Raw genomic sequence first — 16,570 nt, forward strand, 5'->3', positions numbered from 1 at the left:
GAACGCGTGGAGATCGACGAAGTCGCAGCGCGGGTCGTCCGCGGCTACTGGAAGCTGCTGCTGGCGATGACGGTGCTGCCGCTGCTGCTCGCCGGCTTCGTGATGAGCGGGCAGGAGCCCTCGCACACCGCCACGGCACGCCTCCAGGCCAGCGGAAGGCTCGCCGACGCGCTCCCCGGGGACGCCGGGGTCAGCAGCGTGGTCAGCCAGGTCAAGGCGTTCGCGACCAGCCGGACGCTGCTGGACAGGGTGCTGGCCGAGCAGGGCGTCGCCCGCTCGCCCGAGAAGGTCGCCAAGGCGGTGTCGGTCGCGGCGCTCGGCACCTCGACGGTGGTCGAGCTGGGCGTCGAGGACACCGACCCGCAGGTCGCGCGGCGGCTGTCGGACGCCATCGGCGCCGCGGTCGTGACCGAGATCAACCGGAGCAACCAGGGCCCGCTGACCGCCCAGCTCACCGAGATCGAGAAGCGGATCCGCGACCTGGAGGCCAAGCTCGGGCCGCTGGCCCGCAAGGCCGGGGCGGCCAACCCCGACATCGGGGCGGGCGCCGAGCGCGAGCGGGTCGCCGCCGAGCTCAGCGACCTGCGGATCAGCCGGACGGGGCTGCGTACCCAGCTGACCAGCGCGGGCAACGCGTCGGTGGTGCAGCCGGCCGTCCTGGCGCCGCCGAACGACCCGACCGTGATGACCACGGCGATCGCGGGCCTGCTCGGGCTGATCGGCGGGATCCTCGTCGCGGTGCTGATCGAGATGTTCCGGCCCACCGTGGCGGGACAGCAGCGGGCGGCCCGGCGGCTCGGCGTCCCGCTGCTGGGCTGGGCCGACCGCACCGACGCCGGGCTGGCCGATCTGGCCCGCCGGATCAGGCTCGCCGCCAAGCGGGAGGGCGTCGGCCAGGTCGCGCTGGTCAGCGCGGGGGGCGGGCCGCTGCCGCCCGACCTGGTGTCGAAGATCGCCGCCGCCGTCTACGGGGACGCCACCAAGCTCATCAAGGCCGGACGGCCCTCGCCCAACGGGAACGGCGAGCCCAAGGACGGCGACGAGGACGGCAAGCCCGCCGGTCCCCCGCCGCCGCGCGGCGCCAAGGCGGTCGCCCGCGCGGGCACCGCCCTCATTCCCGCCACGTCCACCGAGGCGCAGTCGCCGACCGAGGTGACGCAACCGGTGTCCCAACGCTCCCTTTGCCACGTGCACGCCTTCGAGGACATCGACCCCGGCGCCGACGACAGGGTCGGCGTGGTCGCGGTGGTCGGGCCGGTGACGCGCATCTCGGGCCTCGAGTCGGTCCGCGATCTGGTCAGCGCGTCCGGCTGGCCGCTTCTCGGGGTCATCGCCATGTCTCACACGATCAAGGGGTGACCGAAAGATGACTGGTTCTTCCGTTCCTTTCACCGTTCCGTCGTTCGCCGGGGAGGTTCCCGACGCGGTCGTCAAGGTGCTCGACTCGGGCTGGGTCACGACCGGCCCGCAGACCGCCGGCTTCGAACAGGACTTCGCCGACTATCTGGGCGCCGCGCAAGTCGTCGCGGTCGCCTCCTGCACGGCGGCCCTGGAACTGTGCCTGCGCGCGATGGAGCTCCCGCCCGGGTCGGCGGTGCTGACGCCGAGCCTGACGTTCTGCGGCGCGATCAACGCGATCCTGCACGCCGGGCACCGGCCGGTGCTGGTCGACATCGACGAGGACACGCTCGTCCCGAGCCCGGAGACCGTGGCGGCCGCCGCCGCCCGCGTCGCGCCCGCAGCGATGATCGTCCAGAACCAGGGCGGGTACCCGGTGGACGTCGCCGCCCTCACCGAGGCGGCCGGGCTCGACCGCACCCGCGTCATCGAGGACGCGGCGCACGGGCCGGGCGCGGCCCGCGACGGCGCGACGGTCGGGTCGTCCTCGTTCGCGGCCTGCTTCAGCTTCTACGCGACCAAGAACATGCCGATCGGCGAGGGCGGCGCGGTCGCCTCCAGCGACCAGGACTTCGCCGACCGGGTCAGGGCCATGCGCCTGCACGGGATGAGCAAGGACTCCTGGAAGCGCTACATGCCCGGCGGCAGCTGGCGGTACGACGTGAGATCCGTCGGGCTCAAGGCGAACATGACCGACATCCAGGCGTCGATCGGACGCGCCCAGCTGTCGGCCCTGCCCGAGTGGCAGCGCCGCCGCGGCGAGCTGGTCGCCCGCTACGACGCGTCGCTGCTCGGCTCGCCCGGGCTGGTCGTGCCCCAGCGCGACCTCGAGGGCATCCAGCACGCCTGGCACCTGTACCAGGTGCGGGTCCAGGAGCGCGACGCGATGATCGCCGAGCTGGAGAAGGCGGGCGTGTCCACCTCGGTGCACTTCATCCCGGCGAACCAGATGACGGCCTACCGCGAGATCCTCGGCGAGGACGAGTGCGCGGCGGTCCCGGTGACCGACCGGGTCGGCGAGGAACTGCTGTCGCTGCCCCTCTACCCGGGCCTGTCGGACGAGTTGCAGGACCGCGTGGTCGGCGCGTTCACCGAAGCCCTCAGAGCACGGGGCTGATCCCATGCCCAGGTTGCCGCTGCGCCGCACCCCCAGACGCGCGAGCGCCCCCGAACCACCGCAGGCCACCCCATTGGCCCGGTTGATGGGGCGCGACGAGGTCCCGGTCGCGGGGCAGCGCGTGCGGCGCCTGGTCGCGGGCCGGCGCGTGCTGGTCACCGGCGCGTCCGGCACGATCGGGTCGGCCCTGTGCCACCGGATCAAGCGGCTCGACCCGGCCGCCCTGTGCCTGGTGGACAGGGACGGCCGGGGCCTGGAGCGGCTCGGCCCCGAGATGGACGGGTTCCTGGACGAGGCGTCGGTCTCGCTCGTCCGGGCCGATCTGCGCGACGGCGACCGCGTGGAGGAGGCGCTGCGCACGTTCCGTCCCGGCCTGGTCTTCCACACCGCCGCGCAGAACGAGCTGGCCAAGGTGGAGAGCGACCCGTGCCGGGGCGTGTACGACAACGTGGTCGGCGCGCGGAACCTGGTCGAGGGCGCGGTGCGCCACGAGGTCGAGCGGCTGGTGCTGATCTCCTCCGACAAGGCCGCCGATCCGACGTCGGTGTTCGGCGCGACGATGCGCCTGGGCGAGCTGCTGCTGCAGAGCGCGACGGGCGGGCCGACCTGCTTCGCGGCCGTCCGGGTCGGCAACGTCCTCGGCACGCCCGGGGCGCTGCTGAGCATGCTCGGGCACCGGATCTCCTCGGGCGAGGTCGTCACGATCACCCACCCGGAGGTCGCGCGGCACTTCATGACGGTGGACGAGGCGGCCGGGCTGCTGCTGGAGGCGGCCGCGCTGTCGGAGGAGGCCGAGACGTTCGTGCTGGACATGGGCAGCCCGGTCCCGGTGATCGAGCTCGTCCACCGGTACGCCGAGCAGCTGCGGCTGCCCGAGGTGACGATCAGGTTCAGCGGGCTCGGGCCGGGCGAGAAGCTCGCCGAGAAGCCCTTCTCCGACGGCGAGCGCCGGCTGCGCACCGCCCATCCCAAGATCTGGGCGACGCGGCCCACGCCGCCGCCCGCGGGACTGCCCCGGCTGCTGGACGCGCTGACCGCCGCGGCCGAGGAGGGCGACGAGGACGAGGTGCGCCTCCAGCTGCGGCGCCTGCTGCCCGAATACCGCCCGGCCCGGCGGGCGCGCCCGTCGGGCGATCCGCAGGGCGGGGCGCCGCTCCCGCTGTGCGACGCGGGATGCAGCCCCGAACCCCCCGGTCTATGAGGTGAGTCCGTGACGTCGAACCGCAAGCTCAGGGTCGCCACCGTGATCACCCGCTTCAACGGCGGGGCGGGACGGGTGGCGCTGAACGGCGCGCTCGCGCTGCCGCCCGACCTGTACGAGCGGGCCGTCGTCACTGGCGGCGTGGGCATCGACAGCAGGCCCACGGACGTGGGTCAAGAGGTCAGGTACGGGGACGAGGCCGTGGCCAACGCCGCCGCGGGCGACCTCACACCCGACGCGTTCGAGGCCGGCATGGAGATCGTGCAGGTGGCGCCGCTGGTGCCGCAGATCTCGCCGCGCGACGACCTGGCGGCGCTGCGCACGCTCACCCGCGTGCTGGCCGAGGGCAAGTACGACGTCGTCCACACCCACAGCGCCAAGGGCGGGGTAATAGGACGGATCGCGGCGGCGCGCGCGGGCGTGCCGCGCATCGTCCACACCTGGCACGGCTTCCCGTTCAACGAGTACCAGTCGTGGGTGCGGCGGCGGGCCTACGTCCGGCTTGAGCGGATGGCCGCCAAGCACACCGACATGTTCCTCGGCATCGGGTCCGAGACGGTGACGACGGCGCTGCGGCTCGGGCTGGCCACGCCCGAGCGGATCCGGCTGTCGTGGCCGTCGGTGGACGTCGAGGCGTACGCTCCCGTCCCCGGGTCGCGGGCGCGCGCGCGGCGGCGGCTCGACCTCCCCCTCGGGGTGAAGGTCGTCGGGACCGTCGGGCGGCTGGCGCCGCAGAAGGGCCCGGAGGTCTTCGCCGAGGCGCTGGCCCGGCTGCCCGACGACGTCTTCGGGCTGTGGGTCGGCGGCGGCCCGCTGACCGAGGAGATGGAGCGGCTGACCGCCAAGCTCGGCATCGGCGAGCGGATGCGGTGGCTCGGCCACCGCGAGGACGTCGCCGAGATGATGCCCGCGTTCGACGTCATGGCGATGGCCAGCCGGTGGGAGGGACTGCCGTGCGTGCTGGTCGAGGCGATCGGCGCCGGGATACCGCTGGTGGCGACGGCCGTCCCGTCCAACCAGGACCTCGTGCTCGCGGGCGAGACGGGGATGCTCGTCCCGCCGGAGGACCCGCGCGGCCTGGCCGGGGCGATCGGCCATCTGCTCGACAACCCGGTGGCGGCCGCTCGGATGGCCGAGCGCGCGCGGCAGCGCGTCGGTGACTGGTTCTCGCCCGGCTACCTCGGATCCGTGCTGGACGAGACGTACCGAGGCACCTCCCAGCGCCCGCACCAGCGATGACCACGACCCTCGCCGCGCCGCCGGAAACCGACGCGCCACCGGACGCGCCACCGCCCCCGCTGAAGCGCAGGTGGCCGGTGGCCGGCGTCGTCATCGTCGCGGGCATCGCCTCGCTGCCGATGCTGATGCCGTTCGGCCTTCCGCCCGGGCCGGGCAACACCGGCCTGCCCGACGCGGTGCTGGTCCTGGTCACGGCCACGACCTTCCTGTGGGCGGCCGCACGCCGGGTCCCGGTGCACTGGCCGTTCCTGGTGCCCACCCTCCTGACCGTCCTCGCCGGGGGCGTCGCGGCGCTCGTGACCGGCGCGGGCTCGCTGACGCTGGTGAAGGACCTGTTCGTCCTGCTGTGGTGTGTCAGCCTGGCCAGCCTCGGGCGCGACCTCGGGCTGCTGCGGCTGGCCATGCGCGCCTGGGTGTACATCGGCACGTTCTACGCGCTGGTCATGATCTTCGGCTTCGTGATCGGGAACGACGTGCTGTCGGGCAAGCAGGTCGACGGCGAGCGCGCGATGTTCACCTTCGGCGACGCCAACTACGCCTCCAACTGGTTCATCTGCTGCTTCTTCATCGCGCGCGCGGCCCGCGTCCCCGAACGCGCGGGGCACCGGTACGCGGTGTGCGCGGTCCTGCTCGTCGCCGAGGTGCTGACCGGCTCCAACGGGGGCGCGCTCGCGCTCATCGTGGCGGTGCTGCTCGGGTGCCTGTTCCGCCTGTTCCGCGAGGGCCGGGCGCACCACGCCGTCGCCGTCGGCACGCTGGCGGTGGTCGTGGGCGGCAGTGGCGTCGCGCTGGTCTCGATCGTCGATATCCAGCCCTATCTCGATCGGGCCAGCGCGGCCTCCCCGATCCTGCGCGACTCCATCGGCCGCACCACCGGCGAGAGCACCGAGTCGCGCGGCACGGTGTTCGCCACCACGGTCAAGATGATCGAGGAGCAGAAGCACCCCTGGGGCATCGGGGCGGGCGAGACCGAGAACGCGATGCGGGTCAACCAGGAGACCTACGTCCGCGAGGCCCACAACGACTACATCGCGGCCGTGCTCGAACGCGGCTTCCTCGGCGGCGTCGCGCTCATCGTCCTGGTGTACGCGCTGCTGCTGAGGTGCCTGCGCATCGCGCGGCGCGGCGCCCTGCGTCCCGAGTACGCGGCGGCCGTCCCGCGTCCCGAGCTGTTCGCCGCGCTGGTGTCGGTGTTCCTGGTGTCCGCGCTGTTCTACGAGACGCTCCACTACCGGCACGGCTGGGCGTTCTTCGGGCTGATCGCGGCGCTGGATCTGTTCGGCCGCCGCGACCGCGAGCCGCCGGAGGCCGTGCGATGACCGAGGCCCCCGCCAAACCCACGGCGGCCGCGCCCCCCAAGCGGCCCGTCACGCGGAAGATCGTCGGGCTGATGGCCGGGAACATGGCCGGACGGGTCGGCGCGCTGGCCTCGCTCGGCGTCGCGACCGTCCTGGTCGCCCGGATCGGCGGGCCCGCACTGGTCGGCGCGTTCACGCTGGTGCGCATCCTGCCCGGCCTGATCTGCCACCTGTCCAACGCGGGCCTTCCGGCCGCCGCGCCCTACTTCCTGGCCGGACCCGACCACGACCAGGCCAGGGTCCGTCCCACGCTGGCCTGGCTGACCGTGGCGGGCGCCCTGGCCGGGGCGCTGGGCTGGCTGGCCCTCGCTCCCCTGATCCATCTGACCTTCTTCGACTCCTTCGGGTTCTGGGTCGCGCTCGCCGCGACGGTCCCGACGTTCACCCAGGGCTTCGTCTCGGTCGGCAAGGGCCTGCTCCAGGGCACCGACGACCTGCGCGGCGCCAGCCTGGCGATCGCCGTCGAGGAGTTCGTGTTCCTGCCCATCTACCTGGTGATCCTGCTCGGCTGGCACGGGCCGGGCGCGCTGATCACCGGGCTGGTCCTGGCGGACGTCGCCGCCGCCGCCTGGATCGCCGTCCGGCTGGCGCGGCGCGGCTTCTTCGCCGGCTGGGGACGCCCCGACCTCCGTCTCGGCCGGACGATCGCGGGTTACGGCCTGCGCGGCTACTTCGGCCAGCTGATCGACCTGCTCCAGCTCCGCTTCGACATGGCGCTGCTCGGCGCCCTGGCCGGGCCCAAGGTGCTGGGCGTCTACACCGTGGCCAGCAAGTTCGCCGAGCTCGTCCAGCTGCCCGGCCTCGCGCTGAACTACGTGCTCTACCCCGACTTCGCCAAGGAGGACCGGGCCGAGGCCACCCGCCGCACCCGGCGGCTGATCCTGCCCGCGCTCGGGGTCTCGGTGCTGGCCGCGCTCCCGCTCGCCCTGATCGCCGGGACGGCCCTGCCGTGGGTGTTCGGGGACGTCTTCGACGACGCCGTCGTGCCCACCTACATCCGGCTCGCCGGGGTGGTCACGTTCGGGGTCACGGGCCTGATCATGGCCTATCTCTACGGCGTCGGACGTCCCGGCGCCGCCTCGGCCGGCCAGGCCATCGGCCTGGCGGTCGTCGTGATCGCCGGTGTCGCGCTGATTCCCAGGTACGACGCCGAGGGCGCCGCCATCGCCACCGCCATTTCCTTCGTCGCCACCACCGTCGCACTGCTGGCGTGGTTCCGCCACGCCGAGAGGAAGGGTGACCGAAAATGAGCGAGGACGAACTGGAGATGTACCCGGTCGATCCGTCGGCCGGGGTCCCACCGTCCCGTGCGCGCCGGATCCTCGACATCGCCGGAGCGCTCACCGGGCTCGTGCTGCTGGGCGTCCCGCTGGTGCTGATCTGGCTGCTGGTCAGGCTGACCAGCCGGGGGCCGGGGATCTTCCGGCAGACCCGGGTCGGCCAGGGCGGCCGCCCGTTCACCATGTACAAGTTCCGGACGATGCGGCAGGGCGTCGGCGGTCTCACCGTGACCGCCAACCGCGACCCCCGGCTCACCCGCGTGGGTGCCGTCCTGCGCCGGATCTCGCTCGACGAGCTGCCGCAGCTGGTGAACGTGCTGCGCGGCGAGATGACCCTGGTGGGGCCGCGCCCGGAGACCTACGACCTGGCCGTGTACTACCCGGCCGACTGCCGCTGGGTCTTCGACCACCGGCCCGCGCTGACCGGCATCTCCGAGGTCAGGTTCCGCGACTTCCACATCTTCGCGCCCGGTGAGGAGGTCACGCTCGGCGGGTACATCGCGCGGATCGTCCCGGCCCGCGCGGCGATCGACGCGATCTACCTGCGCGACCCGTCCATGCGCGCCACGTTCCGCGCGCTGTGGGACACCGTGAAGCACCTGCTCGGGATCCCGGTGCCGCCCATCCACGTGGCTCGCGCGGAGTCGCCCCCGGCCCGGGAGCCCGGCTCGGCGGCATGAAGGACGGGCGGTTCAAGCTCGCGACCGCCGGCGTCGTCTCCGCCCTGGTCGCGGGATTCCTCTTCTATGTGCAGCACGGGTCGCCCGCGTCGCCCGACCGGCCCTACCGAGGGCCGCCCGCGACGCCGGGGCCGTCGGTCGCCCGGCCCGAGGGCACGCGCCACATCGCGCTCAACACCGAGCCCGCCGACTACCCGGCGCTGCGCGGACTCGGCTACGACCTGGTGGACGTCAAGCCCGAGCCGGGGGCGGTCGCGTCCGTCCCGGACGGGATGCGGGCGCTGCTGTGGGCCGGGAACTCCCAGTGCGGCCCGTTCGAGCTGCCCTTCGAGGAGTTCGCCGCGGCCGTGCGGCGCCTGGCCCGCGAGCCCAAGGTGTTCGGCTGGTACCTGTCCGACGAGCCGAACGCGCGCGAGTGCCCGGAGGTCGCGGGCGAGATCCGCCGCCGGGCCGACGTGGTGGAGCGCGAGGCGCCGCACCAGGTCTCGTTCATCTCGCTCACCGACTTCCCGATGCGGCCGGTCTCACCCGCGAGGGTCAACGTCGACCTGGTGGGGCTCGACCCCTACCCGTGCAAGGGCGCCTCCCACATGCGCCGCAGCTGCAACATCGCGGCGATCGACCGCATGGTGCGCATGGCCGACGTCGCCGGGATCGCGCGCGAGACGGTCGTCCCGGTGATCCAGACGTTCGGGCAGAGCTGCTCGCGGGGCGACAAGAACTACTGGCTGCCCTCCCCCGACCAGCTGAACGAGATCCTGGCACGCTGGGACCTGCTGATCCCCAACCCTCCGATGGACGTCTCCTACTCCTGGGGCAACCAGGACGAGTGGGCCTGCCCAACCCTCGCCGACGCCGACGGCCGCGCCGGGCAGCCCGACCTCCAGGCCATCATGCGGGCCCGCAACCTCCGCCGTGGCTGACCCCGCCCCCGGGGTGACGGGGGCGGGGCACGGCGTCAGGCGGTGTCAGGCAGTGTCAGGTGAGCGGGTGGCGGATGGCCAGGTCGGCGGAGCGGGCGTTGACGCATTTGCCCGTGGCCAGGTCGTAGGCGAAGTTGTGGGCCAGGCAGTGCACCTGGCCGTCGCGGACGACCGCGCCGACCGAGAGGTCCTCGCCCGCGTGCGGGCAGTAGCGCGCGATGTCGAACGAGCGCCCGGCGTACTGAACGATGATGCGCTCGGTCTCGTCGCGGCCCGTCTCGTACTCCTCGACCGCCGCCAGCGCGGGCGCGTTGGCGTGCTTGAGCAGGCCGACCAGGTGGTCGTTGTAGACGTCGGGATCGCGGTACAGGGCGAGCCTGAAGGAGATGAGCAGGTCCTCCCAGGCGATGCGGCCGGTGAGCACGGCGTCCAGCCAGCGGCCCGCGGTGGTGACGCGGTAGTCGGTCGCGGCGCCGGGCGCGGCCTCGCCGACCTTGACGCCCCCGGGTGAGAACGCCACGTCCCAGACCCCGCCGTGCGGGCCGGTGATCTCGAAGCGGACGGTCATGTCGATCCGGCCCCGGAAGTAGTCGCTGAGCCCGCCCAGGTAGTCGAAATGGGCGGCGAAGCGGTCGAACAGGCCGGGGCCCGGTTCGGGAAAGCCCGCCAGCACCCCCTGGACGGTCGCCGCGCGGTCGGCGGCGTAACGTTCCAAGTACTCCGGCCGGAACGCGTCGGAGTACGAGAACCCCGCCGACACCGGGTCGCGCGTGATCGCGCCGGTGTCGAGGTCAAGCGCGTCGCCGGGCAGGAAGTGCTCCCAGTACTGGGACGGCAGACGCTCGCGCAGCCAACGAGTGGCCATCTCGGGGTCGCAGAACGCGCCCGTCTCCTGGTCGAGCACCCAGTTGAGGCGGGCGACCTCGGGGTCGAGGAAGCACGGCGGCCCGGCGAACGGGACCGCCAGCTCGGGTCCGGTCTGCCTGACCAGACGCTGGGCGGCGCGCAGCTTGGAGACCCGTTTGCCCCGGGAGACCTCGGCCATCTCCGCGGGCGGGTACTCGTAGCAGATCGGGTGCCAGGAGGCGCCCGACGCCTGGAGTGCCATGACGTCCAGGCGTCCCCCGGCCAGGTGTTTGGCCCGGCGTGCCTGCGCGGCGGTGAGCCGGGCGTCGTTGCAGTGCAGGACCGCGCGCCCGTCGACCACCACAAGAAAGGCCGCATCGTGACACATCGGCGACAACTCGGGAATCGCGGTGATCCAGGAGCCCTTGTTATCCAGCGGAAATTTTTCCCACGCCGGAATCTCGATTACTTGGCGAGAGCCGGCCGCGGCGACCATCCGCTCGCGGAAGACCGGTCCGGGATATTTCGGAATGAGGATTCGGGTGCGGCCGGGAAGACGACCGATCGCCCAGGGATCGAAATGATCTAGGTGTTCGTGCGAGACGGCGACCCAGTCGGCGTCCAGCACCCCCCGGGCGTCAAGATGATCGTTTCTCGGGTACTGGTGCCAGGCACCGAGGAAGGCCCCCGTGGGGGCGAGCCATGGGTCCGCGAGCAGGCGAAACGCGGCGCCCCCCACCGCGATGCCCGCGTGACCGAGAAATGTGACCGTCGACATGACGAGACTGTCCCTCTCCCGCCCACTTATCGCACCCATCGGAATACGCAAGGCGGCTACGCCGTAGGTATGAAGGAAATGGCGAACGGGAGACTGCCGGTCCTTGGAGAGACGCGGCGATAATACAACCGGTTTACCGGCTTTTTACCATGTCCACTTCCGGCCATGGCCTGGTCGGTTGCGGCCAATTTACTAGACATAGGCGGCCACTCGGGGCGACTGTCATGGGGGTGCTGAAATGACGAACGGGGAGCCTTCATGAACGACGGGCAGTCTCGGTCTTCGCCGCACGATTCGCCCGCCCACATCGCGACGCTTTCCCGGACCGGGCCCGGAGAACCCGGTCAGGGAACCGCCGGCACGGGGACGCCGGCTGTACGCGAGGACGCGCCACTGTGGCGGCGGCGCCTGCGGCACGACATCAGGCACGAGCTGGGCACGATCATCATGCTGGCCTCGGCGGTCGCCGTGGCCGACGACGTGGGGGACGGCAGCCGGGCCCGCATCGAGCAACTGCTCGGCGAGACCCGCTGGCTCGACCATCTGCTCAACCAGCTCGACGAGGACGACGACGCGCCGCCGATGCCCTGCCCCGAGCGGATCAGGGTCGACGAGCTGGCCGCCGAGGTCGTCACCGGGATGCGGCTGGCCACCCGGCACGAGGTCTGCCTGACCGGCGGCGAGACCTGGGCCCACATGGACGCCGTCGCGCTCTGGCGGGCGCTGCGCAACGTCCTCGACAACGCGTGCCGCGTGGCCGAGGGCCGCGTCAACGTCGAGGTCGCCTCCCGGCAGGGCTGGGTGAGCGTCCAGGTCGACGACGACGGTCCCGGGTTCGGCGCCGCCAGGGGCGGCCTGGCCTCGCTCGGCCTGGGCATCGTCCACGACCTCATCAGCGGCTACGGCGGCAGCCTGGAGATCCGCACCGGTGAGATGGGGGGAGCGAGGGTCCGGATGCTGCTGCCCGCGGCGCCCGCCCCCGACGACTGGCGGCCGCATCCATGAAAGTGATCGTCTGCGATGACCACGCGATGTTCGCCGACTCGCTCTCGCTGGTGCTGACCGGCGCGGGCCACACCGTCGTGGGGGTGGCCTACACCCCCGAAGACGTCCTGCCGGTGCTGCGCGGACGTCCGGCGGACGTGTGCCTGATCGATCTGCACTTCCCGGGGGGCACGGCGCTCGACTGGATGCCCCGGCTGCGGGCCGTGGCGCCGCGCACGGGCTTCGTGGTGCTGACCGGCTACCTCGACCAGCCGGTGTTCGACGCCGGACTGGCCGCCGGAGTCCGGGGCTTCGCCCATAAGGGACAGCAGGCCCGCGAGATCCTCACCGTGCTCAACCGGGTGGCCGGCGGCGAGGTCGTGGCCGACCGGACCCCGCGCGACGGTGGTCTGGCGGTGCGGGCGCGCAGCCGCGCGCAGAAGGTCGCGCGGTTCCTCACCCCCCGCGAGCGCGAGGTGCTCACCAGGCTCGCGCGCGGGGAGTCGACGCAGGCGCTGGCCAAGGCGATGGGCGTGACGCGCAGCACCGCCCGCAGCCATGTCCAGAGCGTCCTGTCCAAGCTGGGGGTGCACTCGCAGCGCGAGGCCGTGATCGAGGCCGCCCGGCACGGACTGGTCAGCGTCGAGACCGGCGAATGGCTCGCGGGCTGATCCCCGTGAACGGAATCAGGCCCGCCCCGCGCGCCCGGGGCGGGCCTAACCGTGTGTACGCACGCTGGCACCTCCGCGTGAACATCCGGGTAACGGTCCTTGGCCCACCTCGGTCGCCGGCGTACCGGTCCGGGGAACTGACGGGTGACGGACGGCCGAAACCGGACATACAGGGTGCGGCCGGGACGCGTTAGCGTCCGCGTAGGAAGAGGAGGTCACTCATGCCTCAACGGCGAGGCGCTGTTCCCATCTCCGACGCCGAGATCCTGTCGAGCCCCGACACCTACGCGCGCGGCGTCCCCTTCGACCGGCTCGACCGGCTCCGGGCGAAGACGCCCGTGACCTGGCTGGACGGGCGGCTCGACGACGACGCGGGCTCCTGGGCCGTGCTGCGGTACGCCGATGTCAGGCGCGCGCTGGACCGTCCCGAACTGTTCCTTCCCGTCCAGCGCGGGTCCCTGCACGGCCCGAGCACGCGCGGTGACGCCTCCCGCCGGGGCGAGGAGGCCGCGGTCGCGTCCATGCTGATCGACATGGAGCCGCAGCCCGGCGCCCTGCTCGACCGCGTCGGCAAGGAGCCCGTCGACCTGGTCAGGGAGGTGCTGGGCGAGCAGCCCGAGACGCTGCGCAACACGCTCGCCGGGGGCGTCTACGCCCTGCTGCGCAACCAGGGCGAGTACGAGCGGCTGCGCGCCGACCCGGGCCTGCTCGACAGCGCCGTCGAGGAGATGCTGCGCTGGTGGACGCCCGTCATGTGGGTCCGGCGCACCGTGCGGCGCGCGACCGAGCTGGGCGGGGTGCCGCTGCACCCGGACGAGCGGGTGACGCTGTGGCTCGTGGCCGCCAACAACGACGAGGACGTCTTCCCCGAGCCCCGGCGCTTCGCGCCCGACCGTTTCGCGGGCGGCACCGCCCCGCGCCCCCTGCACGACCATCTCAGCTTCGGCCACGGGGTCCACGCGTGCCTCGGGGCGCGCCTGGCGCGGGTGCATCTGCGCGCGCTCGTCGGCGCCATCCTGGAGCGGCCCGAGCGGCTCGTGCCGGCCGGTGAGCCCATCCGGCTGCGGTCGAGCGCGCGGCACGGCTTCGACCGGCTGCCCGTCCGGTGGACGGTCTGAACGTCCCGAGGACGGGACGATTCCGCCGGACGTTGAGCCGTCGGGCGTGAGCGGTTCGTAACACCAGGCGAATGAGCGAAACCACGTCCACCGTGGTCCCTCGCCGCCGTTACGATCGTGTCCGTTTCATGAACCTTTGCTGGAACTTTCCTGGACATTGGCTGAGTTATCGGTGGCGTGCCGGTCCTCGGGGGCCGTGGGACCGACGAAGGGTGCGCGCTGGTGGAACTGACGAGCTGGGGGCTGCTCGGCCTGCTCACCGTGCTCACGCTCGCCTCGCTGGCCGGGACGGTGCGGCTCTGGCCCCGGCTGGCCCGCCGCGGCGTCCTGCCGGTGGCCCTGCGGGCGGCCGTGCTGCTCGGCTGCCAGCTGGTCGTGATCGTCACGCTGGTGGCCGGGCTGAACTCCTACTACCTGTTCTACGCCACCTGGGACGACCTCATGGGCGCCGCCGGAGGCACGGCGCGCGTCGAGCAGAAGGCGCCGGGATCGCGTCCGGACGCGGCCGCCGCCACCCAGGTGATCCGCAAGATCAAGGAGGGGCTCGGTCCCAAGGCGGGCTCCCGGCACGCGCCCGAGAAGGACGGCCAGGTCGAGCACCTGGAGATCCGGGGCGTCCGGACCGGAATCCAGTCCGAGGCGTACGTCTACCTGCCGCCCCAGTACTTCCGGCCGGAGTACGCCAAGAAGCGGCTCCCGGTCGCGGTCTTCATCGCCGGTTACCCGGCGGCCGACCGGCTGACCTGGATCGAGAAGGGCCATGTCCCCACCGAGGCGGCGCGGATGACCGAGTCGGGGCAGATCCAGCCGATGATCTACGTGATGATGCGGCCCACCGTCGAGAACGGGTGGGACACCGAGTGCGCCGACGTGCCCGGCGGGCCGAAGGTCGAGACGTTCTTCGCCCAGGACGTCCCGGAGGCGATCGCCTCGACCTACCGGACGCCCTCCTCCCGCAAGGGCTGGGGGCTTGCGGGCTACTCCACCGGCGGCTACTGCGCCACGAAGCTGGCCATGCTGCACTCCGACCGGTTCTCCGTCGCGGCCAGCATGGCCGGGCACTTCCACGCGCTGCTCGACACCACCACGCGCGACCTCTACGACGGCAGCGAGGCCATCCGCCGCGACAACAACCTGATCTGGCGGCTCAAGCACCTGCCGCAGCCGCCGGTGTCGATCCTGGTGGCCTCGGCGGACCAGGGCGAGAAGACCTATCCGTCGGCGGTGAAGTTCATGCGGGCCGCGCGGCCGCCGCTGGTCGTCGACAAGGTCCTGCTCCCCACCGGCGGCCACAACTTCAAGACCTTCCGCAAGTACATCCCGCCCACCATGCGGTGGCTCAGCACGCGTCTTCAGGGGGAATGAGTGGAGCCGACCAGCGCCGGGTTCATCATCCTGGTGTGCGCTTTGGCGGCCGTCGCCTTCGCGGCGTCCCTGTGGCTGTGGCCGAGGCTGTCGGGCGGCGGGGCGCGGCCGGTGCTGGCGCGTTCCGGCCTGCTCGTGACGTGCCAGCTGCTGCTGACGGCCGCGCTGGTGATCGTCACCAACCGGTACTTCGTCTTCTACTCCACCTGGAACGACCTGTTCGGAAGCGACCGGGTGAAGGTCCAGGTCAAGCAGGTGCAGGCCGACCGGGGCAAGGAGGCCGACCCGGCCGACCTCGTCCGGCGGACCACCACCGACCTGGGGCCCAAGCGCAAGGGGCACGCGCGCGAGCCGCAGAAGGACGGCCGGGTCGACCGGCTGGCGCTGCGGGGCGCGCGCAGCGGCCTGGACTCCGAGGTGTTCGTCTATCTGCCGCCGCAGTACTTCCAGCCCGCGTTCGCGCACAAGCGGCTACCGGTCGTGACGCTGTTCTCCGGCGGCGCCTCCGACGACCGGATGGCCTGGCTCGGGCAGGCCCGGCTGCCGGACGAGGCCGCCCGCGCGGTCGCCTCGGGCCGGGCCCATCCGGCCATCTACGTGATGGTCCGGTCGGCGCGCGCGCTCGTCCCGGCCGACCAGCCGCCCGCCGGTCCCGACGCCGACCGGGGCCTTCCCACGGACGGGCACCGCCCCACGGCCAAGCCCGCGACCTGCCTGAACACACCTGGGGTGTCCGGTGGGCAGGCCGAGCTGTTCTTCTCGCAGGACCTTCCCGTGGCGGTATCGGACACCTACCGGGTGCCGGCGACACGCAAGGGATGGGCCGTGGCGGGGTACGGGCCCAGCGGGCAGTGCGCGCTCCGGCTGGCCATGCTGCGCTCGGACCGGTTCGCGGCGGCGGCCTCCCTGGACGGGACGCTGGACGTCCCCGAGCCCCCGCCCGGCGGAACAACGACCGACCCATACGGGGGAAGCAAGACCTTCAGGCAGGACAACGACCTCCAGTGGCGCCTGCGACACCTCCCGCCGCCGCCCGTCTCCGTCCTGTTGGCGACGGCGGCCGGAAAGCCCGCCGAGACGGGCCGCGCCGCCGGTTTCGTGGCGCTGGCCCGGCCGCCGATGCGGGCGGAGAAGCTCGTCGTCCCCGGCGCGCCGGGACGGCTGGCGGACTGGCGTCCGCGTCTCCCGGCCGTCCTGCGGTGGCTGACCACCCAGGTCCATCCGGAGTAGCGCCTCCGCGCCCACCTGGAGGTAGGGGAGCGAGCGGCGGACGACCCGGGTCAGCATGTCGTACGCCAGGAGAAGCAGGGCTTCCAGGGCCAGATCACGGCCGTCCCGCTGCACGTCCCGGAGCAGCTGCGCCCAGAGGAACGCCGACCACGCGCCCGAGCCCAGCCGCAGCAGCAGGCCGCCGACGGCGAGCGGGTCGCGGACTCTCATGTGATCGGGCCTCCCATTTCCAGCGGGCGCTTCGCCCACGACACACAGTCGCGGCAAGGTCCGGCCCGGGGCGTCGGCCAGATGGAGACATCGCGGCGCGTGCCGGTACGTCCCGGGGAGTAGTGGGGGTCCCTCCCCCCGGGCGACGCCGCTCGCCGAGCGGGTGGCCTAC

14 protein-coding genes are annotated in these 16,570 nt (G+C 72.7%); 13 read left to right on the plus strand and 1 reads right to left on the minus strand.

The genetic code is table 11. The features are described 5' to 3' along the window. The first annotated feature begins 6 nt into the window (after window positions 1-6). The 8 genes from ACQPY4_RS35160 to ACQPY4_RS35195 are packed head-to-tail and all read left to right on the plus strand — an operon-like array spanning window position 7 to window position 9,196. The gene (locus ACQPY4_RS35160; protein ID WP_433328491.1) at window positions 7-1,359 is read left to right on the plus strand and encodes a hypothetical protein; all 1,353 of its coding nucleotides are present in this window, start codon (window positions 7-9) and stop codon (window positions 1,357-1,359) included. 7 nt (window positions 1,360-1,366) lie between these two features. Then, window positions 1,367-2,515: a DegT/DnrJ/EryC1/StrS family aminotransferase gene (locus ACQPY4_RS35165; protein WP_433328494.1), complete on the plus strand. Its 1,149-nt coding sequence runs from the start codon at window positions 1,367-1,369 to the stop codon at window positions 2,513-2,515. Window positions 2,516-2,519: 4 nt separating this feature from the next. Continuing rightward, window positions 2,520-3,716 (plus strand): polysaccharide biosynthesis protein, encoded by a 1,197-nt coding sequence (locus ACQPY4_RS35170; RefSeq protein WP_433328497.1) that lies wholly within the window; start codon window positions 2,520-2,522, stop codon window positions 3,714-3,716. 9 nt (window positions 3,717-3,725) lie between these two features. Then, window positions 3,726-4,955: a glycosyltransferase gene (locus tag ACQPY4_RS35175; protein WP_433328499.1), complete on the plus strand. Its 1,230-nt coding sequence runs from the start codon at window positions 3,726-3,728 to the stop codon at window positions 4,953-4,955. Then, window positions 4,952-6,274 (plus strand): O-antigen ligase family protein, encoded by a 1,323-nt coding sequence (locus tag ACQPY4_RS35180; RefSeq protein WP_433328501.1) that lies wholly within the window; start codon window positions 4,952-4,954, stop codon window positions 6,272-6,274. Before ACQPY4_RS35175 ends, ACQPY4_RS35180 begins: the two co-directional genes overlap by 4 nt. Next, window positions 6,271-7,563: a lipopolysaccharide biosynthesis protein gene (locus ACQPY4_RS35185; RefSeq protein WP_433328503.1), complete on the plus strand. Its 1,293-nt coding sequence runs from the start codon at window positions 6,271-6,273 to the stop codon at window positions 7,561-7,563. The genes ACQPY4_RS35180 and ACQPY4_RS35185 overlap by 4 nt, the downstream gene beginning before the upstream one ends. Beyond that, entirely contained in the window at window positions 7,560-8,273 is a 714-nt protein-coding gene (locus ACQPY4_RS35190; protein ID WP_433328505.1) for a sugar transferase, read from the plus strand. The genes ACQPY4_RS35185 and ACQPY4_RS35190 overlap by 4 nt, the downstream gene beginning before the upstream one ends. Continuing rightward, complete coding sequence (locus ACQPY4_RS35195; RefSeq protein ID WP_433328507.1) at window positions 8,270-9,196, plus strand: hypothetical protein; 927 nt, start codon at window positions 8,270-8,272, stop codon at window positions 9,194-9,196. Before ACQPY4_RS35190 ends, ACQPY4_RS35195 begins: the two co-directional genes overlap by 4 nt. A gap of 55 nt (window positions 9,197-9,251) precedes the next feature. On the opposite strand, the gene ACQPY4_RS35200 is transcribed toward ACQPY4_RS35195, so the two are convergent. Further along, the gene (locus ACQPY4_RS35200; RefSeq protein ID WP_433328509.1) at window positions 9,252-10,820 is read right to left on the minus strand and encodes a Rieske 2Fe-2S domain-containing protein; all 1,569 of its coding nucleotides are present in this window, start codon (window positions 10,818-10,820) and stop codon (window positions 9,252-9,254) included. A gap of 258 nt (window positions 10,821-11,078) precedes the next feature. Between ACQPY4_RS35200 and ACQPY4_RS35205 the strand changes: the two genes are divergently transcribed. The 5 genes from ACQPY4_RS35205 (at window position 11,079) to ACQPY4_RS35225 (ending at window position 16,188) form a co-directional block, all read left to right on the plus strand. Beyond that, window positions 11,079-11,825, plus strand: a complete 747-nt coding sequence (locus ACQPY4_RS35205; RefSeq protein ID WP_433328511.1) for a sensor histidine kinase — start codon at window positions 11,079-11,081, stop codon at window positions 11,823-11,825. After that, a complete protein-coding gene (locus tag ACQPY4_RS35210) occupies window positions 11,822-12,475 on the plus strand; it encodes a response regulator transcription factor (protein WP_433328513.1) in 654 nt (217 codons plus the stop codon). Before ACQPY4_RS35205 ends, ACQPY4_RS35210 begins: the two co-directional genes overlap by 4 nt. Window positions 12,476-12,696: 221 nt before the next feature. Further along, on the plus strand, window positions 12,697-13,593 hold the full coding sequence (locus ACQPY4_RS35215) for a cytochrome P450 (protein WP_433328515.1): 897 nt from the start codon (window positions 12,697-12,699) through the stop codon (window positions 13,591-13,593). A 222-nt stretch (window positions 13,594-13,815) separates the two neighbouring features. Continuing rightward, window positions 13,816-14,958 carry an alpha/beta hydrolase gene (locus tag ACQPY4_RS35220; protein ID WP_433328517.1) on the plus strand — a complete coding sequence of 381 codons (1,143 nt, stop codon included), beginning with the start codon at window positions 13,816-13,818 and terminating at the stop codon, window positions 14,956-14,958. After that, window positions 14,959-16,188 (plus strand): alpha/beta hydrolase, encoded by a 1,230-nt coding sequence (locus ACQPY4_RS35225; RefSeq protein ID WP_433328519.1) that lies wholly within the window; start codon window positions 14,959-14,961, stop codon window positions 16,186-16,188. Window positions 16,189-16,570 lie beyond the last annotated feature (382 nt).

This window comes from Spirillospora sp. CA-294931 (genome assembly GCF_050946795.1).
GTDB lineage: Bacteria > Actinomycetota > Actinomycetes > Streptosporangiales > Streptosporangiaceae > Spirillospora.

Coding starts and splice junctions, on each gene's coding strand:
- ACQPY4_RS35165 (WP_433328494.1), top strand. CDS start 1,367: ATGACTGGTTCTTCCGTTCCTTTCACCGTTCCGTCGTTCGCCGGGGAG.
- ACQPY4_RS35170 (WP_433328497.1), top strand. CDS start 2,520: ATGCCCAGGTTGCCGCTGCGCCGCACCCCCAGACGCGCGAGCGCCCCC.
- ACQPY4_RS35180 (WP_433328501.1), top strand. CDS start 4,952: ATGACCACGACCCTCGCCGCGCCGCCGGAAACCGACGCGCCACCGGAC.
- ACQPY4_RS35185 (WP_433328503.1), top strand. CDS start 6,271: ATGACCGAGGCCCCCGCCAAACCCACGGCGGCCGCGCCCCCCAAGCGG.
- ACQPY4_RS35190 (WP_433328505.1), top strand. CDS start 7,560: ATGAGCGAGGACGAACTGGAGATGTACCCGGTCGATCCGTCGGCCGGG.
- ACQPY4_RS35195 (WP_433328507.1), top strand. CDS start 8,270: ATGAAGGACGGGCGGTTCAAGCTCGCGACCGCCGGCGTCGTCTCCGCC.
- ACQPY4_RS35200 (WP_433328509.1), bottom strand. CDS start 10,820: ATGTCGACGGTCACATTTCTCGGTCACGCGGGCATCGCGGTGGGGGGC.
- ACQPY4_RS35205 (WP_433328511.1), top strand. CDS start 11,079: ATGAACGACGGGCAGTCTCGGTCTTCGCCGCACGATTCGCCCGCCCAC.
- ACQPY4_RS35210 (WP_433328513.1), top strand. CDS start 11,822: ATGAAAGTGATCGTCTGCGATGACCACGCGATGTTCGCCGACTCGCTC.
- ACQPY4_RS35215 (WP_433328515.1), top strand. CDS start 12,697: ATGCCTCAACGGCGAGGCGCTGTTCCCATCTCCGACGCCGAGATCCTG.